Raw genomic sequence first — 23618 nt, forward strand, 5'->3', positions numbered from 1 at the left:
TGAGCAGAGCTAGACTAAACAAAATTAAAAATCCAAAAATTTATCATTTGCTTCAACTGCATATAAATTATTGCACTTATGCGGCGCTCCGCCCCTTTACCATACAAAAAGCCTGGGAGATAACTGTATCATCAGTAATCTCCCAGGCTTTTATCCCTCCGTGTACACAGAAAAGCGGAAGCTCCTTGACCAGGCGCCAAGCTGAACAATTTCCAAAGTCCAATCTGTGCGTTTTCTCTCGGACCGGGCCGGCTTACCTAAATAAGCCGCGGAACCCTAGAAAACTTTTCAATATTGATTTTGGTTTTTATTTTAACACAAAAGGCGGCGATTGGGAGTGGAAAATTTTATTAGCCTTGCTTAGTGACCCCGCCCTTTTCTTTTACTAAAAAATAAACATACAACATCATTGTGATGAATACTGAGATGGCCGAGCCTATGTATATGCTGCTGTAGCCAAACATATGCCCAACCTGGCCAAATATCATGGCCCCTATCCCGATCCCTAAATCAAAGAATGAGAAGAAGGTGGCATTGGCCATTCCGCGCCGGTTGATTGGCGATTTTTCGATTGCCCAGGCCTGAAGGGCAGGCTGCACCGTGCCAAAACCTAAACCATAAAGACAGGCAGCGATATAAAGAACCAGGCTGTTCGGCAGCCACACCAGCAGGATCATCGCAAGCAGAATCAGGAATGTTCCCGGAATAAATACGGCCTGATGCCCTTTGCGGTCATACAATTGCCCGGCAAATGCCCTTGTAACCATTAAGGCAACCGCATAATACAAGAAATACCACTGAATGCCCTCAATTTCCTTTTGGGCAGTGTACAGCGGAAGGAATGAGGCGATTCCACCAAATGTAACGGTAATAAAGAATAACAATACCGAAGGCTTCAAGGCTGACTTTTCATAAAAATCGTGCTTTCCTTTCGTTTTTACCTGCTTTGGTTCCGCCTTCTTATAACTAATTCTCAATGACAACAGTAAGGCTGCCAGTCCTAACCCTGCACAAATGAGGAAAAATACGTCAAATGAGAGCTTCCCCGCTAAAATTAACCCAAGCGATGGTCCCAATGCCAGCGCCACATTCCCGGATAAGCCGTAATAGCCCATGCCCTCACCGCGCCTTGTGGCCGGGATTAAATCCGTGGCAATCGTGCCTGATGCGGTCGTGGAAAAACCCCAGCCGACACCTTGAACAACCCTCATCATAAACAGCAGGACGATACTTGGCAAAAATCCGAACGAGCCCACGGAAAGCACGAAAATCGCTAAACCAAGGATATAAACAAAACCTCTGCCCTTCGTTTCAAGTGCATTTCCAGCATAGGGACGGAGCAGCAGTGCCGAAAAGGTAAAAATCCCAATGACAAGTCCGATTAACTGGTCATTGCCGCCCAAATCTTTCACAAATAAAGGAATGGTCGGAAGCGTCATCTGAAACCCAAGAAATATAAAAAAATTAGCTAAACATATGAGTACAAAATCCCTTGTCCAAATTTTTTCTTTCGGTCTTTCCAGCTGTTTTTCCATAAAAAATAAAGTTCCTCTCTCTTTTCTTCTATTTTGTCCATCTTCCCTTCAGAAAAATGAAAAACCGCTTCTGCACCATGGCAGAAACGATCTTTCTAAAACACCTTATTTTGTAACAGCCGTTTGGACCACTCGCTTCATCGCCAGAATTTGCCCCAAATGCAGGGTTTCATGGAAAATCCCGAAGTTTGCGAGCTCACCGAAGGTCTCCTGGCCAAGAAATGGCGTTTTTAGCTTTTCGCTAAAGCTTTCAGCCGGAATTTCTTTGATTCTTTTCAGCTGCTCTGCCAATTGCTGTGATAGTTCCTGTACAGACGGAACGTCTCCTTGCCAATCTGCCGGCTTTGTTCCGTTTCCGAATAATTCTAAGTAGTTTGCAGGTAAATGTGCCGATTTTTTCGGGTAACCAAACATAAACTGCTCTGCCACTGTTAATACATGGCCAACATGCCAGTGCAGTGTATTGTTAAAACCCTCCGGCTTAATATCAACGATCCTTTCGTCAAGTGCCGCCACATTTTTCAAAAGGTTTTTTCTTGTTAACTCAAAATGCTTTAATAATAACTCGCTCATTTTATCCCTGCCTCTCCCGTATTTAATTCTATCTTATACCAGAATCAGCCAATTTTTAAATAAAATGCCTTACATTTCTACCGGAGCTTTAATTCCCAGCAAACGCAAGCCCTCTTTAAGGATTTCCGTTACAGCATATACAAGCGCCAGGCGGGCTGTGCGCTCTTCACTTTCCTCAAGTACTTTTACCTCGGCATAGTATTTATTGAAGGCTTGGGCAAGGTCAACAATATATTTTGCCACTTGGGATGGGTCATAATTGACGCAGGCGCGCTTAATGGCGTTGGAAAACTCCATCATCATGCTGACAACCTTCCATTCCTTTTCCCATGTGGATTGGAATGCAGGAATTTCAGCGCTAGCTTGCCAATTGCCTTTTCGTAAAATCGAGCATGCTCTCGCAAACGTATATTGTACGTAAGGGCCTGTTTCGCCTTCGAAACGGAGCATTTCCTCTAACGAAAACTCGATATCGTTCATCCGGTTATTTTTTAAATCATGGAAAATGACCGCGCCGACACCGACCTGTTTCGCCACTTCATCCTTGTTTTCAAGGCTTGGGTTCTTCTCTTCAATATTATGACGGGCCATCGCAATGGATTCATTTAAAACTTCTTCAAGTAGGACGACCTTCCCTTTACGCGTTGACATTTTCTTACCGTCTTTTAGCATCATGCCAAATGGAATGTGAACCATCTTGTCAGCCCAATCGTAGCCGGCCTTCTTCAGCACGGCAATTAACTGTTTAAAATGCAGGCTTTGTTCGTGGCCAACCACATATAATGATTGAACAAAGTTGTAGTTTTCCTTGCGGTACATCGCGGCCGCCAGATCACGGGTTGCATAAAGTGTCGCCCCGTCTGATTTTTTAATTAGGCATGGCGGCAGTTCTTCCTCTGTCAGCTCCACAACCATTGCCTGGTCGGATTCCACCAAGAGCCCTTTTTCTTCTAACATCTTCACGACAGGCTCCATTTTGTCGTTATAAAAAGCTTCGCCGGCAAAGGAGTCAAATTCCACGTTCATTAATTCATAGATTCTGGCGAATTCCTTCAACGACTCTTCACGGAACCATTGCCACAGGTTTTGTGCTTCCTCATCACCGTCTTCAAGCTTTTTGAACCAGGCGCGGCCCTCATCTTCAAGAGATGGGTTTGTTTCGGCTACTTCATGGAATTTCACATATAGCGCCAATAATTCCTTGATTGGATTTTGTTTTACCTTTTCCTCGTCGCCCCAGTGCTTATAGGCGGAAATCAGCTTGCCAAACTGGGTGCCCCAGTCGCCAAGGTGGTTGATTTTGATTGGCTTATAGCCACATTTCTCCACGATTAAGGCAATGGAATTCCCAATTACGGTCGAACGCAAGTGCCCCATGGAAAACGGCTTGGCAATATTCGGCGATGACATGTCAATCGTGACATTGCCGCCCTCACCAAAATTCATTGAGCCAAAATTGCCTTTTTGTTTGATGACTTCGCTGACTACCTGCTGGGCAGCCTGCTTTTTATTTAAAAAGATATTTAAGTAAGCGCCGACCACTTCTACCTTTTCAAATGTTGGGGACTCGATTTTCCCGCTCAATTCCTGCGCAATCAAATTTGGCGCCTTGCGCTTTAATTTGGCCAGTGAAAAACATGGAAACGCCAGATCCCCGTGCGCAGCGTTTTTCGGTTTTTCAATCAGCATTTCGAGATCACCGACAGCAATCTCGCCTTCCAAAATTGTATGCAGAATTTCTGCAAGTTCCTTTTTAAAATTCATGGTTTAGTCCTCCTTTTTGTATAAAAAACAAAAAACCCCCGCCTCTAATGAAAGAGACGAGAGTTGTTATTCCCGCGGTACCACTCTAATTGTTCTAATGAACCAACTTTTCCCCTCGTAACGGCGGGTTCCCCGGCAGGCCCTACTCATGTTCAGGTCCACATCTCCAAAGTGCGCTTCATTATCTGCTCCGTATCAGGCTTCCACCATCCCTGACTCGCTAACAACTTTACAGGTAACTACTCTCTTTTTCATTGATTTTAAAAATTTGATTATCAGTTATTATACTGGAATCTTCGAGAATAATCCAGTTTTCACTGATGATTTTTTTCTTAATAAGGAAATCCTAACGTATTAAAGGAGGGAAAAGCAATGGCCAGAAGAAATAAAATTCTTGTTCCCGAAGCGCGGCAAGGATTGGACCAGTTGAAGGCAAAGGTTGTCCAGTCGCAAAGTCCTGAAAACGCCAAGTTCGAAGCCGCCGAAGAGGTCGGTGTTCCGTTAAAAAAGGGCTATAACGGCAAGCTGACATCAGAGCAGGCCGGAAAGGTCGGCGGCAGGCTCGGCGGCAGCATGGTCCGCGAGCTAGTGAAAATGGCGCAGGAAAATTTAGCGAAACGGCCATAACGAGGGGAACTAAAAAAGACTTGTGCGACTTGGTCCCACAAGTCTTTCTCTGTTCCCTGCAAAAATCTTTAAAGCCCTCCCCTCATATCAATGTATATACCGCACTTGAATTGGAAAAATATTCACAGGACATGTGAAGGGTGGTATCGAAATGTTTGTTTTCCAGAAGAAGCGAAAACCAAAACATCAAAAAACATTGAGTGCGATGCCATTTAATGAAGAGCTTAGTGATGACCTATCTGAAAATGAAAAAATTGTAACAAAAATCTTTCATAATTGCGGGGATTTTATCGTCCGGCCGATCCAGATTAACGGTAAGCCAAAAATTTTAATGTTTTATTTGGAAGGATTATTGGATACGAAAAACCTGGAAATTGTCATGTTAAAACCATTGCTCTTTCAAGGATTGCCAGAAGGATTGGGAGAAATTACTTCACTCAAACAAATTATCGACCAAAATCTCATTCCCGGTTCATCGTTTAAGACAGTTTCGAAGCTTGAAAAGCTTGTTGAAGGAGTATTAAAAGGCGAGTTAGGCATCATTGTTGACGGTGAAAAAAATGCTTTACTTGCAGATTTTAAAGGGATGGAGCAAAGAAACGTCGCTGAACCGGCAACTGAGGTGACCATTCGCGGTCCACGTGACGGCTTTACCGAGAACATAAGAGTCAACAGCTCGTTAATAAGAAGAAGAATCCGCAGTACCAGATTAAAATTGGAACTTCTTACGATTGGGGAACTTTCACGGACGGATGTTGCAATCGCCTATATCGATGGGATTGCACCTGAATCATTACTAAAAGAAGTTCGATCAAGGCTTAGCAGGATAGAAATAGACGGGATTCTCGACTCTGAGTATTTAGAGGAATTTATCGAGGATGTCCCGTATACTCCCTTTCCGCAAATACAGAATACCGAGCGGCCTGACATTGTCACGGCAAATTTGCTTGAAGGCAAGGTTGCTATCCTTGTAGATAATACGCCATTTGCCCTCATTGTCCCCATGACCTTTTGGAGTGGGCTGCAGGCGGTGGAGGATTACTATGAACGTTTTTGGTACACCTCCTTTATTCGAATCGTCCGTTATGTCTTATTCAATACAACCATGTATTTACCATCTATTTATGTTGCTTTGACCACTTATCATCCAAAGCTTATTCCTACAACGCTCTTGATCAGTGTTGCTGCCGCACGGGAAGGCGTCCCGTTTCCGGCCATCATTGAAGCACTGATTATGGAGTTTGTCTTTGAGGGGCTGCGCGAAGCGGGGATTCGTCTGCCCAAAGCCGTGGGTTCAGCCGTTAGTATTGTCGGGGCACTGGTGATTGGCCAGGCGGCGGTCCAGGCCGGCATCGTTTCCGCACCAATGGTCATTGTTGTCGCCACGACCGGCATTGCTTCATTTGCAATCCCCAGGTATAACCTTGGAACAGCGCTAAGGCTTGTCCGATTTCCAATGTTAATTTTGGCTGGAATATTTGGTCTATATGGTATTTGCATCGGTTTTATTGCGCTAACGATTCATCTAGTGAACCTAAGGTCCTTTGGTGTCCCCTACTTTACACCGGTAGCACCGCAAATCCCTAGTGACCTCAAGGATGTGTTAATCCGTGCACCGAGATGGGCTGATAGGTATGGCCCTATTTTTACCTTTGGCAGGAATAAACAGCGGGTTGACTCTGGGCAAATGCCCAGCCCGGAACGTGGGGGAGCTGACCAATGAAAAAGGTGTTTTCCCTACTCATTTGTTTAGTTATCCTTACCGGCTGCTGGGACCGCAAAGAATTAAATGAACGGTCTATCTGGCTGGCCACAGGCTGGGACGTGGCCGAGGATGGTGGTGTGGAAATTAGCGGCCAAATTGTCATTCCCGCCAATGTACAAACTCAAGGAGGCGGCGGCGGAGCAACCGGGCAAGGGTTTTTTGCCATTTCGGCAAAAGGAAAAGACGTCAGAGATGCCTTGCAAAACATGCAGGCCAAGCTTCCGCGCGAGGCATTCTTCGGCCAGCGCCGCGTGATATTCCTCGGTGAAGAACTTGCTAAGCGTGGAGTTAAAGACAAACTTGACATTAACGGCCGTTCCGCCGACGTCAGTCTTCGCACAGATATATTTGTGATAAAGGGCGGTACTGCCAAGGAGATCATAACGATTGCGAATCCATTGGAGAAATCGCCTGTAATTGCTACATTAAAAGAACATCAAGAAAGCGGCGGCAGAGGCGATACGGCCTACTTAAACTTCCTTACCGCCGCCAACCGTGATGGCATAACCCCATCCATCCCATCTATAGAGATTACCAAGTCATTGGAAGGAAAAGCGGCCGGAAAAGAGAAATCACCAAACCCAAAACTATTGCGCTTGGCAGGTGTCAGTGTATTTGATAAACAGCTAAAGATGAAAGGTTTTTTGAATAACGAAGAAAATAGGAACATCCTGTGGGTTATGGGATTCCTAAAAAAAATGACCATTACCATAAAAGACGGAGGCGGCGATAAAAGCATTGACTTAAGGAGTATCCGCAGTAAAATCAAACCAACATTTGATAAGAATGGAAAACCGAGCTTTACCGTCACCCTGACAGGAGAAGGAGCCCTTACCGAAAACAATTCCGGGCTGGATGTTACGTATGCTGATAATCTTAGACGTTTGGAAAAGGAATTTTCCAAACAAGCACAAGATCATGTGCAGCAAACGATAAATAAAGTTCAAAAGGAATACCGCTTGGACATACTTGGTCTTGGCGAGATCCTCCATCGACATCATCCTAATAGGTGGAAAAAATTAAAAACCAATTGGGATCAAACCTTTCCGGGAACCACTATTACAGTTCAAGCGAAAATCAAAGTAAAACAAATTGGAATGAGTGGGCCATCCTTATTATATAGGGAAAGTGAGATTAAAAAATGAAGCTTTCAGGGCTGCAGATATTTTGGCTGATGTACACGTTTCAAACAGGAAATATCATCTTGCTTACAATCAGTCCGGTCATGAAGGATGCCAAGCAGGATGTCTGGATTGCTTATTTAATTGCCAGCGTTTTAGGGGTGCTAATCGTTTATATTGCGGTTAAAACGGCGCTTCAGAATCCCAGTCAGACCCTGATTGTTTTCAGCAAACGAATTTTGGGGAAATGGCTTGGGACGGTAATTGTGCTTGTTTATCTTGTTCAATGGTATTCGGTCATTGGCAATATTTTAAGAGAATTTGCCGATTTTACGATTACAGTTTTGCTCCCACGCACACCGTCTTGGGTTCTTTTATTAACCATGGTTTTACTCCTCGTCTATATTACCTATATAGGAGGAATCGAAGGAATTGGGCGCTGTTGCGAAGTTTTTGGTCCCATTATCATGTTCTCCGTCGTGATGCTGGTGATTTTTTCGATGAAGGATTTTAATGCCGCAAATTTATTACCAGTTTTTACCGATACTGGCGTGGTGCCGATTTTGAATGGGGCATTAACACCACTCGCCTTCCTTGGTGAGTCTGTCATCATGTTAATGCTGGTTTCCTTCACGGACAAACCAGATAAAGCATTAAAAGGTGCAGTGTGGGGCATTACACTTTCTGCCTTAACCGTAACGATTGTTGCTGTTTGTGTGCTGTTGGTCTTCGGTCCAGATATCTCTGCTAAACTGCGGCATCCCTCTTTTGATGTTACCAGTTATATTTCAATCTTGGGGTTTATCCAAAACCTTGAAATTATTGCGGTATTAGTCTGGATTTTAAGTGTTTTTGTAAAATTGTCACTCTATTTCTTTGCGGCAAATTATGGGACTGCCCAACTGTTCAAAGTTAAAAACTGGCGGACGCTCATCTGGTTTACCGCGCCACTTTTTTTCTGTTTGGCCATGTTTGTCCCAAGCCACTCCTATACGTTTGGTTACATGAAAACGTATTGGGTTTATTATGCATTACCCATTAATATGGCAGGTATTCCCCTGCTGTTGTTACTTGTAGGGAGCATCCGAAAAAAGCTGGCCCTAGCGCCACCCGGACAGTAACGTGTTATGCTGAAAAAACCGGAGGTGTGTTAACCTCCGGTTTTAATCTTCTTCGTTTTCATTGGATTTCCCTGATTTTTTCAGTCTCCCGGAATCCTTTAACGCTTTTTTGATAATTACTTCAATTTGCGCATTCACACTACGGAATTCGTCCTCCGCCCATTTTTCCAAGGCATCATATACCTTGGGATCAATGCGCAGCAGGAATCGTTTTTTTTCAGCCACAAAATCACACCCTAGTAAATCGATCCTGTATTGATTACCGGCTGGCTCCCTTTTTCAGAAACAATTGCCACCATTAAATTATTGACCATCTGTGCTTTCTTTTCTTCATCAAGGTCCACAATTCCTTCTTCCTTCAATTGGTCAATTGCCGATTTAACCATCGTAACCGCACCTTCCACGATGACCTTCCGGGCGGCCAGCACCGCTTTCGCCTGCTGTCTTTGCAGCATCGCATGGGCAATTTCACTGGAATAGGCCAAGTGCATGATTCTTGCTTCGATAATCTCTACGCCTGCCAGTTCCAAACGCTTTTGCAAGTCCTTGGTCAATTCATTCGCCACTTCATCAGAGTGCTGGCGCAGCGAAATTTCGAAATCATTATTGACATTGTCATAAGGGTACTGGCTGGCAATGTGGCGCAGCCCGGTTTCACTTTGTGTATGGACAAACTCTTTGTAATCCTCCACGTCAAACACTGCCTTTGCTGAATCAAACACTTTATACACGACTACCGCGGCAATTTCAATCGGATTTCCTTCCAAATCATTTACTTTTAATTTATCGCTATTAAAGTTGATTACTCTGAGAGATACAGTTTTTCTTAACGTTAGCGGAACCGTCAGCCAAAATCCTTCTTGCTTGATGACACCCAGGTACCGGCCGAACAGAGTAAACACTTTGGCCTGGTTCGGCTGAATAATCGTGAACCCGGACACCAACAGAAATAGCACGATTGCACACAGTATGGCAAAGGCAAATGATAGGAAACTCTCAGTTAAGACAAAATTTCTAAAAAAGATTACTGTTACTGCAGCAATTAACAGGAACAATATAACTCCTAAAAATCCGTTAAGCTTAAACATCTCTTTCTCTCTCATCGTAAACCACTCCCTTTTCGAGATATTAACTCTATATCATTATGATATCACTTTGTTATCAAAAAGGGAATGGGTTAATTCGTTTTCATCAACCAATTTTTAGATGTAAATCTTTTTTGCACAGTGGAAATAAAGTATAATTCTTGTAACTGGATTTCGGAGGTAAGCCGCATGACACTTATGGAATTAAATATCGAAGGTTTCAGGCTAATTAATGACCTTGGCAAGCAATACACGTTTTTAAACCCCACCATTGTAGCGATTGCCGAGTATACGCTGTATGCAATAATTATTTGCATGCTTTTTTACGGATTCTCCAAAAATGGACGGAATCGGGTAATGGTGATTTGTTCTATTTTCACCATTACTTTTGCAGAATTACTTGGAAGATTGGTTGGAATGCTTCACTCTAACCAGCAGCCCTTTGCCGAACTGGCGGCTGTTAATAAGCTGATTGAAAAAGCAGTCAATAATTCTTTTCCAAGCGACCATACGATTTTGGTTTTTTCAATTTGTGTGACCTTTTGGCTGTTTAAGAGAGGACGGAGCTCTTTATTAGTGTTGTTGGCTGTGCTAGTAGGGTTTTCGCGGATTTGGGTCGGGGTTCATTACCCTGGGGATGTTCTTGTCGGCGCAGTGCTCAGTATCATTTCGGCCGTGATTGTGTACCGGGCTGTTCCGAAGCTGGGGTTTATTCGGAAATTATCAGGAGTACAGGATCAAAATCATTCGAGGTTTGAACATTTATAATATTTTACGAAAAATACCTGGGCGAACCGGGTGTTTTTTTTAGAGTATACTATTCAAACGTTTAATTAAGAATGTGTTGTACTAATCAATCGTTTGGTTAAAAAGTCATGTATTGAGAATTCAAGGTTTGCCATCAAATAGGATATACTACTCAAACGTTTGATTAAAAATAGGACTATACTAATCAATCGTTTGGTTAAGGTCTATTGAAACTAATCAATCGTTTGGTTAATATCCATTGAAGGTTATTCAAACGTTTGGTTAGCTCATGAATGAGCGGCTGGAGGTGTTCATTCCGGCCGCCTTTGCTTTATGACCCTGTAGACCGGTAGTGCCTAACACCCAATTGCCAGAAGAGAACGCATGGCAGGATAAACAAGCTGCCAAGCGCAGGAATCAGCATATATAACAAGTCATTGCCATTATTTTTTCCGAGCAGGTACATCAGCGGCAAGTAGTTGACTGTCCCGAATGGAATCACATAAGTAAAAAAACGGGCCACCCATTTTTGATAAATATTCAGCGGATATTGCGCCATCTCCCGGCCGCCGTCGGTAAAAATATTGGCTACCTCCAGGCCCTGTACCGTCCAGAAACACATCGTCGCCTGGAGTATGAAGATGCCGGTAAAAATGAGCACACCGCTGGTAATCATCAATATCAGGGTTAAGATTTTGGCGGGGCTCCATTGGAGGGGCAGGCTCCCCAGTGCCCAGGCCAAAACGACGGCGCTTTGCAGAAGCCGGCCAAATCTCGTGAATTCAAATTTTGAGCCCAGGACTTGAATGAACGTAGAGCGCGGCCTGACGAGAACCCGATCAAACTCACCCCTTACAACCATGCCGGAAAACATGTCAAACCCGCGGGCAAAACATTCACTTATCGCGAATGCCATGTGGATTACCGCAAAGCACAGCGCCACTTCGAAAAAATCCCAGCCCCTGATTTGGCCAAAGCGTTCAAATAAAAAGTACAGCCCAGCAAAGACGGAAAACGGAATGAAAAACTGGCCGGTCATTAGCAGCAAAAAGGACGCCCGATACTGCATCTGCGATTTAAAAAGAATTTTTAAATACTTAAAATAAAGACTCAAGGTGTGTCAGCCCCCTTGGACTACAACTTTTTTTAGGATATTGTTTAGCGCGAGCCTGCCCAACCAAACAAGACATAGGATGTACGCGAGTTGGATCACGATGCCAATGATGGCATCGTTCTGTGGGATGTGTCCGGAATAGACGCGAAATGGAAAATCGGCTGTCCAGCGGAACGGAAGCACGTAAGCAATTTTTTGAAGCCATTCAGGCATTAACGGTACCGGGATGATGAGGCCGGCAAAAAACTCGCCAAGGACGCTGAAGATTAATAATGACCCGGTCGGTGACATCGTCAGAAAAACGGATATATACATGAACATCGAAACCGCCACCAACAGAAATAGGCCAAGAATTAACGAACTAATGAATAAGATGAATGCAGTGAAGCTTGGCGGCAGGGTCATGTCATACGGTTTTGGCAGAAAAAAAGCAACGATTAGGATTGGAAAGCAGCGCAATAGGGCGCTCGAAAGTCGTTGGGCGAGCAGCTTGGCATACCAAAATCCGTATAGTTCGCACGGCCGGCACAGCTCATAGGCGATGTTGCCGCTTGTAATGAGGTCGAACAGTTCGTTATCGCGAAACCAGATGGTCACGAACACAAGAAACGCCTGCTGCAGCCATATGTAAGTAATAATTTCTTTTAATGAGATTGGTGGTGTGGTGACGGCATTCTCATAAAAGGCTTGGAAAACCATGATGATGATGAAACCCCAGAAAAATTGCGTCGCCACCCCGGCGATTGCTGCAGCGCGGTATTGCATGCCCATTAGGAGACGGAGCTTTAGGACCGAATGATACACCCTCATATTTGATACTCCTTATAGAGCTGGATAATGATATCCTCGATTGGCTGCGCCTCAATTGCGACATCCTTTAACTCTACTATATTGGATAGCTGGGTAATCACTTCGGATGTGCTTGTGACATCCGTATCCACAGTGATAATGGCCCGTTCCGGTGTCCATGACAGGGTTTGGGTGCCCGGGATTTGGAGTGGTGTCGAGTTTTTTTGGTAGTCGGCGGTGATTGTCTTTTGTGTCGCGTATTGCTTCTTTAACTCCCCCAGTTGCCCATCGTACAGGAGGCTTCCTTTTCCAATTAGGATCACCCTGTCGGCTAGCGCCTCGATATCGTTCATATCGTGGGTTGTCAGGATAATTGTGACCCCTTTCTCCTTATTTATTGTTTTGATAAACTGGCGGACGGCAATTTTGGACACGGCATCAAGACCAATCGTCGGCTCGTCGAGGAATAAGATTTTGGGACTGTGAAGCAGTGATGCCGCAATCTCACAGCGCATCCGCTGACCTAAACTAAGCTGTCTTACTGGCGAATTGATAATTTCCTGGAGTTCAAGTGTTTCAATGAGGAGATTCTTGGTAGTTTGATAGTCTTGCTGCGGTATTTTGTAAATATCTTTCAGAAGTTCAAAGGAATCGATGACCGGCACATCCCACCACAGCTGCGACCGATGTCCGAAAACGACGCCGATATTTTTCACATACGCGGCCCTGTCCTTCCACGGTGTATAGCCCATAATTGTACAGGTGCCGGTGTCAGGCACCAAAATGCCGCTCATAATTTTGATGGTGGTCGACTTACCAGCACCGTTCGGTCCAATGTAGCCGACAATTTCTCCTTGGGTAATTTCAAATGTGACGTCTTTAAGAGCCTCTATGGTAGTATGTTCCCGATAGAACAGCGCCTTAGCCGCCTGCTTCAGGCCGGTTTGGCGTTTTGCCACCTTGTAAGACTTGTTTATGCCCTGTAGTTGGATCATTTCAGATTCCCCTCCTTTTGTAGAGTCATAGAGGGGTATGATACCATTGTGATTGTGAAATTGTCAATAATTTTTAAATTCACAGAAATTTCATGTGTTGGCGTGGGATGAGTTGGATTTTTTTATAAAATGGACTTGGAGTTTATTTTTTCGAAAGGATGTGGGCAGATGTGAATTTAAAACCGTTGAAGGAGTCAAAGAAATTAAAGATCTACCATTCTTTGAATGTGAGGGATGAATTGAACTCGGATCAAAAGCTCTATTATCAAAATTTAAAAGCTGGTTATGAGGGCGAGTTGTATTTTCAATCTTTAACAGATCAGCTGCAGTGTGAATGCTATGTGATTAACGATTTAAGACTTGAAGTCGGTAACACCACGTTTCAAATTGACTCTTTGATTCTTTTTCAAAATATCTTTAATATGAATGAAGTGAAAAATTTTTACGGCGATTATTACTATGAGGGTGGAAAATTCTATGATTTTAATGGAAAAGAACGAAACGATCCGTTAGTTCAGCTAACACGTTGCGAATCTTCATTAAGGCAACTCCAACTAAAACTCGGCTGCAAATTACCCGTTGAGGCGAATGTTGTCCACGTCAATCCTCAATTCACCTTATACCAAGCCCCCCGGAACAAGCCGATCATTTTACCAACACAAGTACCTAGATATCTGCAAAGATTGGACCATACTCCTTCTAGATTAAATGGCTATCATAAAAAACTCGCTGAAAAATTAATATCCCTGCATGTTGAGGAATCCCCATATACCAACAAGATGCCAGCATATGAATTTGGTTCCTTGCGAAAAGGGCTTACCTGCGGGATCTGCCTCTCACTTTCGGTGTCGGTAGATGGACAGCGTTGTGTATGCGGTGTTTGCGGTCACGAGGAAAAGGTCGAATTGGCGGTATTGCGCGGAGTTGCGGAGATTCTTCTGCTATTTCCGGAGATGAAAATTACGACTAATTTGGTTTATGAGTGGTGCGGGGGGGCGATTTCCAAAAAAACTATATTTAGAATTTTATTAAGGAATTTTGATATGGTCGGGGATCGAAGATGGACAAACTTTGTGCAAAAAAGATGATTATATTTATAGGTTTTTACAAAAAAGGTACTTTAATGCTTTTTTGAACTTTTAGCTCTCTATAGATTAGGGGGCTTTTCTTTTTGTGCTTTCTATTTGACATTCTCAACCGGGCCCACCACTATTTTGTCTTTTAGAACTGCTCTATTAGACACTTTTCCCCCTCGCCAGCCTCTTTTTGTCTTTTAGAACTGCTCTATTAGACACTTTTCCCCTGAACAGCCTCTTTTTGTCTTTTAGAACTGCTCTATTAGACACTTTTCCCCTGAACAGCCTCTTTTTGTCTTTTAGAACTGCTCTATTAGACACTTTTCCCCTCGCCAGCCTCTTTTTGTCTTTTAGAACCGCTCTATTAGACTCTTTTTCCATTTTTCAAAAGAAAAAGCAGCCGTGCCACTAAAAACGGCTGCACTCTTTCCCCTAAAACATCATAGATAAAGCCCCGCTAAGAATATGCCTAGCGCTTTCTGGTAGATTTCATCAAATTGCGTTAGCGGCAGCGGGTTCACGCCACGGCCAAGTTCTACGGTGAAGCCCGGCCTGCGCCAATCCTGGATAAACCAATCCTTGTAGCCCGCCCAGCTTTCAATCGTTTTAACAGGTCGATATCCGCTGACCCTGCTAAACTCATTAACCATTGTCTCCGATACAGGCGGTTCCATATTCTCATAACCCCAGTAAATCTCTTCGCCCTGAGTGTGAAATGCCAGCACCCGGGCGTAATCCCGGCGCCTTGTCAGCTCTGCCATGGCAATCGCCTCCGGCTCCGACAACGGCCTCTCGCCGCCATAATCTCTTGGGCCAGGGACTTTCGGATTGCGCGCCCGTTCATCCTCCCACCTGGCCGGGAATTGGTCATTCAGATCAACCCCCCTAATATTAGCCTTCCAGCCGGAAAAATCGGTGCTGCCTTTATTAAACTCAACCACTCTGCTTCGCCAAGGCTCTGTCGCCGGCGGCCCGTTCAAAACAAGACTGACACCATCCGGGTTGACCATCGGCACTGTTGATAAAGTGGTCTGCTGATATAGGCGGTTCGTCGCCAACCCGCGAAGAGCCGTTTGATTAGTCAGCGACAGCAAATAATCATTTAAAAAGGTCATTAACACCGGGGTAGTAATCCATTCGTTTGCATGAAACGAAGCGTTGTAATGGACCCGTTTCGTTCCATTTCCAATCAGCACTTCTGGAATTTCATTGCCGAGCACCGAGTTTCCAATACCTGAAACGCGAATAAATGGATAAACAGTCTCCAACCGCGAAATATCCCTCATCATCCGGCTGTAATCATAATGCTGTTTGCCTTGCACCAGTCTCCAAGTAATGCGCAACGGCACCCTAATGGCCTGGCCGATATAAAGCTGGTTCGGGTTTATTCCAGGATTGGCCAACAGCAAGACATCAAGCTGCAAGTTCCAACTATGGGCAATCGCCCAAAGGGTATCCCCTTGCCTAATCCGGTAATCCTGGGCCACAAATCCCGGAATCCTTACCCGCTGCCCTGCGGAAAGCTGATTCGGCTGCAGCCCCCGATTCGAATCGATAATAAGCTGAAGATTCATATGAAACAATTGGCTGTAGTACCATAACGTGTCCCCGCGCCTAACGAATATATCCATGCAAGCCTCCTGCAGCTAAAAAATGGTATCAATTAAATGTATGCAGGCATTCCTTTTTTAAAAACAAAAACCACAGCCTCTCGGGACTGTGGAAAAATGATTATTTATGGACAACTAGGTGGGCAAAATGGAAATGGTCAAACGCACGCAAACCATCCTCCCGGCCCGCAAAATACATTTCGTCTATGTTGGCAGGAGCCAGATTTTCATATACTAACATGTTGTAATCCTGAAGTTCTCGGTCGAGTTCAAACGGGTCAAAGCCAGTTATCATCGGTTCACCGGTTTGAGCGGTGATGTACCGCATTTGGGTGAGTTTCTTGGAGGCGAGTTGATCGTTAAAAGCAGTATCATCGAGATAGTCAAAAACAAACGAACTTCCGGATGCAGACATATCCGAAACGGTTGATAGAAGCTGGTAGAAGTCTTTTTTTTCGAGATACATAACCACTCCCAGCAAACTGAAGTAAGCTAACCGTTGTTCATTAAACCCGCTATTTTTCAGTTCGCTCTGAAGGGAATCATGCTTAAAATCTACAGGGACAAATTTAACGTTGGCAGGGATTTCGATGCCCAGTTCCAGTAGGCGGTTCCGCTTAAAAGCTTGGGTTGCCGGGTGATCGACTTCAAAAATCGTAAAATCATCCGGAAGAGTTTCCTGTCTCAAGGCAAATGTATCAAAGCCTGCCCCTAAAACCACGTACTGGCGGACGCCCCGCTCGATGGCGGCCATCAAGCCATCTTCCGCATATCTGGCCCGGCTGACTAATTGCGGAATGTTTCGGGTATTCATCACCCAATCCAATTTTTCATCGAAGCTGTTCAAAGTCGTACTTTTTTCAGGGTCAAAAAAGGCAATCGCATTTGCCCAGTTGGAGGCAATTAGCTGCTTCTCTTCTTCTTTCAAAAGAGCATTTGCCAAAAAATCGTTAAAAACGGGCTGACTGGACCTTGATGCATGATACCCTCTTGAAAAACAGCTTACCAACGCGGTTAAACTTTCTTTCGCTTTTTCCAAAATAAACTCCCCCTTCTTTTTAAAAAAAGAAAAAACTCCCAGCCCAAAACAGAGCCAGGAGTTTATAGTAATCCAAATTATACCGATAGTCAACATTATAATATTTCATTATAACACGAAAAAATTATTTTGTCAATTAAATTATCTCGAATTATTTTTCGCATATTCGACAAATAATTCGGATTCATTATGATAACTCCTCTGCTTTACACTTTTACGGTATTTACATCAAAAATTTTCCCCGGATTCAAGATGTTATTCGGGTCAACCATTGCTTTAATTCCCTGCATAATCGGCAAGGAATCCCCATGCTCTTCGATGAGGAAAGATTTTTTCCCAATACCTACACCATGCTCACCAGTGCAGGTTCCACCTTTTGACAGGGCGTACTGGACAATTTGAGTATGAACCTCTCCTACCCGCCTCATATGATTCTCATCATCTACATCGACAGAAAAGACAGCATGATAGTTTCCATCGCCGATGTGGCCAAAAATCACCGCGTCGATTCCATATTTGTCGACAACTTCCCTAGTATGTTGCAATGCATTGGATAGCTCGGACAACGGAACACATACATCGGTGACCATATGGCCCTTTCCGGGGTTTGCGGCAATAATCGCAAGTGCCGCCTGATGCCGGGCTTCCCATAGCTGCGCCCTTTTAATTGAATCGTTCTCAAATTCGAAGGAGACGCATCCCTCATCGTTGACAATATCTTGGACGATTTCGATCGTGTTGGCTACTTCAGGATCGCTGCCGCTGAATTCCATAAATAGTGTGGGCTCTTCGCGAAAGCGCGTATTTTTGTAAGCATTAACTGCCTGGATTGTCATTTGATCAACAAGTTCAATTTTTCCTATTGGCAGTCCCGCTTTTAGGAGCATCGTCGCCGCTTTGCCGGCTGCCTCAATGGATGGGAAGGTCACCTTCACATCGGTGGTAACCTCAGGAATTCCTTGCAGCTTGAGAATGAGCTCTGTAAATACTCCGAGCGTCCCCTCGGAGCCGACAAACAGGCCGGTTAAGTTGTACCCTGCCGACGACTTATAGGAATGCCCTCCGGTTCGGATGATCGAGCCGTCAGCCAGCACAACCTCTAAGCCAAGAACCTGATCACGCATGACCCCGTATTTGACGCTGTTAGTCCCACTCGCATTCGTGGCGGCCATCCCGCCGATTGTCGCATCCGCTCCCGGGTCGACAGGGAAAAATAGGCCATACCGCTTCAATGCCTGGTTTAACTGATTTCTGGTGACTCCAGGTTGAACGGTAACGAGAAAATCATCTGGTCGGATAGAAATAATCTGGTTCATCAAGGTTAAGTCAAGGCTGATTCCCCCATTTACCGGGATGATTTGCCCTTCAAGGCTTGAACCGGCACCAAACGGAACAATCGGGACCTTGTGCTCATTGGCAAACTTGAGGACCGTGCTAACCTCCTCCTTAGAGGCAGGGAACACCACCACATCCGGATTCCGCGGCGTATGATACGCCATCCCTTTACTATGCTGCTCAATCACCGTCCCATTTACAGAAACCCGCTCAACGTCACCAATAATACTCAGTAACTCATTATATAAATTCAACGCTGGCCACCTCACACATCTACATAAATTGCACTCACAGCTCAGCACAGGGTGTCCACGCGTGGCGTACAAATGTCCACGCATGGTGCCTGACACCATTTGTTACTCTGTCACATTTCCTATGCTCTCAATATTGCAATTCACCCTATCTTCCCACTTATCTGTGCTTGCCGCCCAGCCAACCAATTAATGGCATTGGAGGATAAACAGTTCTGGGTTTTCGAGGAAGGTGTGGATTTGTTCCATGAACGCGCCTGCTGGCGCTCCGTCGATGACGCGATGGTCGAAGGTGATGGACATGCCCATTACATCACCAATGACGATTTGGTCATCTTGGACGATTGGTTTCTTCTTAATACTATGAACACCAAGGATGGCGACCTCCGGGTAGTTAATGATTGGGGTCGCGAACCAGCCGCCCTTTCCGCCCGTACTGGAAATCGTAAAAGTACTGCCTGATAGCTCATGAGGCTTGAGTTTCCGTTCTCTCGCCCGGCCAGAAAGGTCCTGGATCTCCTGCGCAATTTCCATTATAGATTTTTTATCCGCATCCCTGACCACCGGAACAACCAGTCCATCATTCGTTGCCGTTGCCACACCAATATGAATCCTCTTTTTATAAACAACTTCCATCCGCTCGTCGTCCACTGTCGAATTAAAGATGGGATTCCGTTTAAGCGCTATCGCCGCCGCTTTGACGAAGAACGGAAGATAGGTCAACTTGACGCCGGCCTGTTCCGCGTGGGGCTGCAGCTGCTTCTTTAGCTCCACCAGCTTGGTCAACACCACCTCATCCATGGCACTGCACTGAATGGCAGTGGACATGGACAGTTTCATGTTTTCATAGATTTTCTTCCGCAAGCCGCGGATTGGCTCTCTTGCATCTTCATCCGGGTCAAAATCTTCTTCCTTCGCTCCCATCAACTGAACGGAAGCTGTTGAAGCGGTAGCTGGAGGTGAAACTTCAGATACCACAGGCGGCACAGCAACCGCCGCAGCGACCTCCCTTTCCGCCTGCATCTTAAAGTTTCGGACATCCTCTTCCGTCACCTTGCCGCCTTTGCCGCTTGGTGTCACCTCGGTTATGTCAATCCCCAACTCCCTAGCCAATTTTCTAACAGACGGCGCCGCAATCACCCGTTTTTTCGAAGCGATGCCCACAGAGACAGCACTCACTGGTTCCTGCCCTGACGCTGCCGGGTGCTGCAGCCCGGACTCCTCCTTCTTTACAGAAGCCGGAATTGCAGCAACTCCCACCGCAACGGCGTCCTGCTCAACCGTAAACAAAACCTCGCCGACCTTCACAACTGCACCAACCTCAGCCCCAAACGACTGAATCATTCCGCTTACCGGAGATGAAATTTCCACCACCGCTTTATCCGTTTGAACTTCAACAATATTCTCATTCTCCTTTACATGGTCACCGACTGCCTTGAACCATGCCAGGATTTCCGCTTCATGCAGACCCTCTCCGATATCGGGAAGGCGAAATTCATAAGCCATAACTGAATGACACCCCTATTCGAAAAATTAATGCGGGTACTTTGACCAGTTTCTAATTTTTAAAAATTAATGCGTCAATACCTCTTTCAGTCCCTGTGCAATTCGGCTGGCATTCGGCAGCCAGTCATCCTCAACCGACGGCACCGGATAGGGCGTGTCAAAGCTTGCCACTCTTATAATTGGCGCGGACAAGTGGAATAACGCTTTTTCATTGATCAGAGCGGAAACCTCTGCCCCGACTCCGCCGGTTTTGACCGCTTCATGGACAATCACGGCCCGGCCGGTTTTTTGCACAGACTCAATAATTGTCTCTTCATCGAGCGGAGAAATTGTCCGTAGGTCAATGACTTCAATCGATACATCCGCGGCCTGCTCTACCTGCTCGACCACCTTGCTCACCAATGGCACTGCCGGCCCCCATGTAATCACCGTGACATCCTCGCCCGGCTTCAGCACATTGGCCTTGCCAATCTCAATTAGGTAGTCCTCTTCCGGCACTTCCTGCTTGAAAGCACGGTACAGCTTCATCGGCTCGAGGAACAGCACTGGATCATTTTCGCGGATCGCCGCCGCCAGCAGACCCTTGGCATCATAAGGCGAGCTCGGCATAACGACCTTCAAGCCTGGCGAATGCAAAAACAAAGCTTCTAAACTATCAGAATGCAGCTCGGGTGTTTTGACGCCGCCGCCATATGGAGCGCGGACGACCATCGGGGCCCCAAACCTGCCGCCAGACCGAAAGCGAAGTCTCGCCGCCTGTGCGGCCATTTGGTCCATCGCTTCATAAATAAATCCGAAAAATTGAATTTCGGCAACCGGCCGAAGCCCACGGGCCGCCATGCCGACTGCCGCCCCGACTATTGCCGACTCCGCAATCGGTGTATCAACGACTCGATCTTCGCCAAACAGCGCTTGCAGGCCATCGGTTGCCCGGAACACGCCGCCGTTTTTCCCGATATCCTCCCCCAAACAAATCACTTTAGAATCCCGTTCCATTTCCTTTTTCAAGGTAAAATTGATCGCTTCAATCATCGTCACCGCGCTCATTTCAACACCCCCACCACGGAACCCGCCGCTTGCTGCTGTTCGGTCAGCTGGGCGGTCTTTTGCTCATAAACCACCTCGAACACTTCTTCCACACTGCTTTTCGGCGTATTCACAGCCATTTCAAACGCATCACTGACCTTTTGCTCGGCAGCCTCGTATTCCTGCCGTTCCAATGCCTCATTCCAAATGCCCTTTTCAACCATAAATGCCTTCATCCGCTTCAGCGGGTCCTTGGCCAGCCAGTTTTCCACATCATCTTTATGACGATACTTTGTCGGGTCATCCGCTGTCGTATGTGGTCCTTGCCTGTATGTAACAGCCTCCACTACCACCGGGCTGCCATTGCGCGCCCGCTCCAACGCCTGCTTCATTACCACATAAACGGCCAAAATATCGTTTCCGTCTACCTGAATCCCTGCCATCCCATAAGCGAGCGCCTTTTGCGCAATCGTCTGGCTGGCGGTCTGCTTTGAGCGCGGAACACTAATCGCCCACTGGTTGTTTTGCACGAAAAACACAACCGGCAGCTTATATACCCCGGCAAAGTTCAGCGCCTCATGAAAATCGCCTTCGGATGTGCCGCCATCGCCGACATAAGCCACACTTACGCTGTTTTCCCCGTTGTATTTGCCTGCCCATGCCCCGCCAACCGCATGAAGGCACTGGGCGGCAATGATGATTTGAACCGGAAATACATTCGCCCCTTCGGCATCCGTTCCCTTAAGATGACCCATTGTATAAAGGAAAAAGTTTTTCATTGGGAAGCCGTGAACAAAACAGGCCGCCCCTTCACGGTAGCTCGGATAGATCCAATCCTGCCTTTCCAAAGCGAATGCGCTTCCAACCTGGGCCGCTTCCTGGCCGCTCAGTGGGGCATACGTGCCAATTCTTCCTTGACGCTGCAGCTTGAGCGCCCGCTGGTCATACACCCTGGCCAGCACCATCCATTTGTACATGCTGATTAAATCGGCATCGCTGACATCCGGGTCCGGCCCCACAAGCTTTCCATTCTCGTCCAACACTTGGATTCTCTCAATCTTCAATTCACTCGGCTCAATCCACATAGAATTCCCCCCATTTTTGAAAAATTGATTCCACTTCACCTGGCGCTTTGGAACTTCTTGACAATTTGCCCGTACTTGCCAATAGCATATAATTTCCTTCCCAGCTCTGTCAATATAATTGACAGAAGGTTCAGAAATGTATGCATATGGTATTAGTTTTGCACAAAAAAGAACTCTTCGGCTGATAGCATCCGAAGAGTTATGGTTTTACTTAGCTTTTTCAACTGCTTTTATGTATTCCTCATACCACTTTTTCCATTGTTCTTGCCGGGGCCCGAAATCTCTGCCCTCCGCCAATGTCACAATAACATCTAGGCAAACATGCCAGCCTGCGAGGTCCATTGGGGTATGGTCGGTAATGGCATGTATTTTTTCGATTAGAACTAATTGGCATCCGTTCGCTTGCTCGCTTAATTCAAAACGGACACTGTCCTGCCACCAAGAAAATTCCAATACAGATAAGGTTTTGAAATCGGTAATCGCCAGCCGCTCAAAAATATCCTCTCCCATATGAAATGACATGTACCCGCCTTCCCGTAGCTCGCCGGCGCGGAGCTCGTCAAACCAAAGAGCCAGCTTGTCATTGTCTGTCAGCCATACCCACACTTCTTCAGGAGACTGCTGCAGCTGCCGCTCGAAGCGGGCAGTATATCCGTTTGCCGCTTTTTCAATTGTAGCTATCATCCTTTCACCTCCAACTTTCTTTATATCCCTACACTATCATATCCAAACATTTTTTTAAAAATATAGACAGAGGCCGAAGCCCCTGTCCTTTTCCGCGAACAACCACTTAAGGGTGTTTAGTTTAATTGCTTTATAAACTCTCTCATAAAGCCCGGAAGATCAGGCCAGGCGTGACCGGATACAAGATTTCCTTCCACATGGAGATGGTTTTCGATATAGGTCGCTCCAGCCGCTTCTACATCTGGCTTGCAGGCGATATACGCTGTCAATTCGCGTCCTTCCATATACTGGCGAACCGTTGTCAGAATCAGGCTTGCGTGACAAATGGCGCCAACTGGCTTGTTGGCTTCAAAGAAATGGGCCACGATTCTTGGCACGTTTTCATTGAGACGGATGTATTCCGGTGCTCTTCCTCCTGGAATAATCAGGCCGTCGTACTCCTCAGGTTTCACATCCTCAAAGGCTGTTTGGGCTTCAATTAAGTATCCTTTACTTTCCGTATAAGTATCCCAGCCGATGAAATCATGAACGACCGTCTGCAGCTTCTTTTTCGATGGTGCAGCAATTTGCACATCAAACCCTTCCTCGAGGCAGCGGAAATACGGATAAAAAATCTCCAGCGCCTCCACCGCATCACCGGCCAAAATCAGAACCTTTTTTGTCATTTTTAAAACTCCCCTCTTTGAAAAAATAGGGCAATTGCCCTTTATCTATATATTCATCATTTGGTTAGAATTTCCTTTTATGATTGTCGACAAAGTTAACAAAAT

Annotated in this window: 22 protein-coding genes, 1 riboswitch and 1 other annotated feature; of the genes, 6 read left to right on the forward strand and 16 right to left on the reverse strand. The window is 45.7% G+C overall.

Going from position 1 to position 23618, the window contains the following annotated elements; translation table 11 throughout:
* Positions 1–137 precede the first annotated feature (137 nt).
* Positions 138–291, reverse strand: a riboswitch (guanidine-I (ykkC/yxkD leader).
* Positions 292–350: 59 nt separating this feature from the next.
* The 3 genes from M3234_RS24425 to argS all read right to left on the reverse strand — a co-directional run bounded on the left by M3234_RS24425 (position 351) and on the right by argS (position 3872).
* A complete protein-coding gene (locus M3234_RS24425) occupies positions 351–1535 on the reverse strand; it encodes an MFS transporter (RefSeq protein ID WP_262307204.1) in 1185 nt (394 codons plus the stop codon).
* 105 nt (positions 1536–1640) lie between these two features.
* Positions 1641–2108, reverse strand: coding sequence for a DinB family protein (locus M3234_RS24430; RefSeq protein WP_262307205.1), 468 nt, complete (start codon positions 2106–2108; stop codon positions 1641–1643).
* A gap of 69 nt (positions 2109–2177) precedes the next feature.
* A complete protein-coding gene (argS, locus tag M3234_RS24435; RefSeq protein ID WP_262307206.1) occupies positions 2178–3872 on the reverse strand; it encodes an arginine--tRNA ligase in 1695 nt (564 codons plus the stop codon).
* Between the two features lie 49 nt (positions 3873–3921).
* Positions 3922–4136, reverse strand: a binding site (T-box leader).
* 108 nt (positions 4137–4244) lie between these two features.
* Between argS and M3234_RS24440 the strand changes: the two genes are divergently transcribed.
* The 4 genes from M3234_RS24440 (at position 4245) to M3234_RS24455 (ending at position 8506) form a co-directional block, all read left to right on the forward strand.
* On the forward strand, positions 4245–4499 hold the full coding sequence (locus M3234_RS24440; protein WP_262307207.1) for an alpha/beta-type small acid-soluble spore protein: 255 nt from the start codon (positions 4245–4247) through the stop codon (positions 4497–4499).
* 205 nt (positions 4500–4704) lie between these two features.
* Positions 4705–6222 (forward strand): spore germination protein, encoded by a 1518-nt coding sequence (locus M3234_RS24445; protein WP_262307259.1) that lies wholly within the window; start codon positions 4705–4707, stop codon positions 6220–6222.
* Positions 6219–7409, forward strand: a complete 1191-nt coding sequence (locus M3234_RS24450; RefSeq protein WP_262307208.1) for a Ger(x)C family spore germination protein — start codon at positions 6219–6221, stop codon at positions 7407–7409. The genes M3234_RS24445 and M3234_RS24450 overlap by 4 nt, the downstream gene beginning before the upstream one ends.
* On the forward strand, positions 7406–8506 hold the full coding sequence (locus M3234_RS24455; RefSeq protein WP_262307209.1) for a GerAB/ArcD/ProY family transporter: 1101 nt from the start codon (positions 7406–7408) through the stop codon (positions 8504–8506). The genes M3234_RS24450 and M3234_RS24455 overlap by 4 nt, the downstream gene beginning before the upstream one ends.
* A gap of 42 nt (positions 8507–8548) precedes the next feature.
* Here M3234_RS24455 and M3234_RS24460 read toward each other — a convergent pair whose 3' ends face one another.
* Entirely contained in the window at positions 8549–8731 is a 183-nt protein-coding gene (locus M3234_RS24460) for a type II toxin-antitoxin system antitoxin (RefSeq protein ID WP_262307210.1), read from the reverse strand.
* Positions 8732–8742: 11 nt separating this feature from the next.
* Positions 8743–9609: an SPFH domain-containing protein gene (locus M3234_RS24465; protein WP_262307211.1), complete on the reverse strand. Its 867-nt coding sequence runs from the start codon at positions 9607–9609 to the stop codon at positions 8743–8745.
* A 171-nt stretch (positions 9610–9780) separates the two neighbouring features.
* On the opposite strand from M3234_RS24465, the gene M3234_RS24470 reads away from it, so the two are divergent.
* On the forward strand, positions 9781–10359 hold the full coding sequence (locus tag M3234_RS24470) for an undecaprenyl-diphosphatase (RefSeq protein ID WP_262307212.1): 579 nt from the start codon (positions 9781–9783) through the stop codon (positions 10357–10359).
* A 310-nt stretch (positions 10360–10669) separates the two neighbouring features.
* Here the strand turns inward: M3234_RS24470 and M3234_RS24475 are convergent, their stop codons facing one another.
* Genes M3234_RS24475 through M3234_RS24485 form a run of 3 tightly spaced genes read right to left on the reverse strand, consistent with a single transcriptional unit; the run spans position 10670 to position 13236 of the window.
* Entirely contained in the window at positions 10670–11452 is a 783-nt protein-coding gene (locus M3234_RS24475) for an ABC transporter permease (RefSeq protein ID WP_262307213.1), read from the reverse strand.
* A 6-nt stretch (positions 11453–11458) separates the two neighbouring features.
* Positions 11459–12262: an ABC transporter permease gene (locus M3234_RS24480; RefSeq protein WP_262307214.1), complete on the reverse strand. Its 804-nt coding sequence runs from the start codon at positions 12260–12262 to the stop codon at positions 11459–11461.
* Positions 12259–13236: an ABC transporter ATP-binding protein gene (locus tag M3234_RS24485; RefSeq protein WP_262307215.1), complete on the reverse strand. Its 978-nt coding sequence runs from the start codon at positions 13234–13236 to the stop codon at positions 12259–12261. The genes M3234_RS24480 and M3234_RS24485 overlap by 4 nt, the downstream gene beginning before the upstream one ends.
* A 170-nt stretch (positions 13237–13406) precedes the next feature.
* Here M3234_RS24485 and M3234_RS24490 point away from each other — a divergent pair, with 170 nt between their 5' ends.
* Positions 13407–14324, forward strand: a complete 918-nt coding sequence (locus M3234_RS24490) for a nuclease-related domain-containing protein (protein WP_262307216.1) — start codon at positions 13407–13409, stop codon at positions 14322–14324.
* Positions 14325–14752: 428 nt separating this feature from the next.
* On the opposite strand, the gene M3234_RS24495 is transcribed toward M3234_RS24490, so the two are convergent.
* The 8 genes from M3234_RS24495 to M3234_RS24530 all read right to left on the reverse strand — a co-directional run bounded on the left by M3234_RS24495 (position 14753) and on the right by M3234_RS24530 (position 23513).
* Positions 14753–15943, reverse strand: a complete 1191-nt coding sequence (locus tag M3234_RS24495) for a M14 family metallopeptidase (protein ID WP_262307217.1) — start codon at positions 15941–15943, stop codon at positions 14753–14755.
* A 100-nt stretch (positions 15944–16043) separates the two neighbouring features.
* Entirely contained in the window at positions 16044–16961 is a 918-nt protein-coding gene (locus M3234_RS24500; protein WP_262307218.1) for a class I SAM-dependent methyltransferase, read from the reverse strand.
* 206 nt (positions 16962–17167) lie between these two features.
* Complete coding sequence (locus tag M3234_RS24505; protein ID WP_262307219.1) at positions 17168–18550, reverse strand: FAD-binding oxidoreductase; 1383 nt, start codon at positions 18548–18550, stop codon at positions 17168–17170.
* A gap of 186 nt (positions 18551–18736) precedes the next feature.
* On the reverse strand, positions 18737–20053 hold the full coding sequence (locus M3234_RS24510; protein WP_262307220.1) for a dihydrolipoamide acetyltransferase family protein: 1317 nt from the start codon (positions 20051–20053) through the stop codon (positions 18737–18739).
* 66 nt (positions 20054–20119) lie between these two features.
* Positions 20120–21100, reverse strand: coding sequence for an alpha-ketoacid dehydrogenase subunit beta (locus M3234_RS24515; RefSeq protein WP_262307221.1), 981 nt, complete (start codon positions 21098–21100; stop codon positions 20120–20122).
* The gene (pdhA, locus tag M3234_RS24520) at positions 21097–22164 is read right to left on the reverse strand and encodes a pyruvate dehydrogenase (acetyl-transferring) E1 component subunit alpha (RefSeq protein ID WP_262307222.1); all 1068 of its coding nucleotides are present in this window, start codon (positions 22162–22164) and stop codon (positions 21097–21099) included. Before pdhA ends, M3234_RS24515 begins: the two co-directional genes overlap by 4 nt.
* Before the next feature lie 207 nt (positions 22165–22371).
* Positions 22372–22848, reverse strand: a complete 477-nt coding sequence (locus tag M3234_RS24525; RefSeq protein ID WP_262307223.1) for an SRPBCC family protein — start codon at positions 22846–22848, stop codon at positions 22372–22374.
* A gap of 116 nt (positions 22849–22964) precedes the next feature.
* Positions 22965–23513, reverse strand: a complete 549-nt coding sequence (locus M3234_RS24530; protein ID WP_262307224.1) for a DJ-1/PfpI family protein — start codon at positions 23511–23513, stop codon at positions 22965–22967.
* Between the last annotated feature and the right edge of the window lie 105 nt (positions 23514–23618).

Source organism: Neobacillus niacini, assembly GCF_023715785.1.
In the GTDB taxonomy this organism is placed as follows: Bacteria; Bacillota; Bacilli; order Bacillales; family Cytobacillaceae; genus Neobacillus; species Neobacillus niacini_E.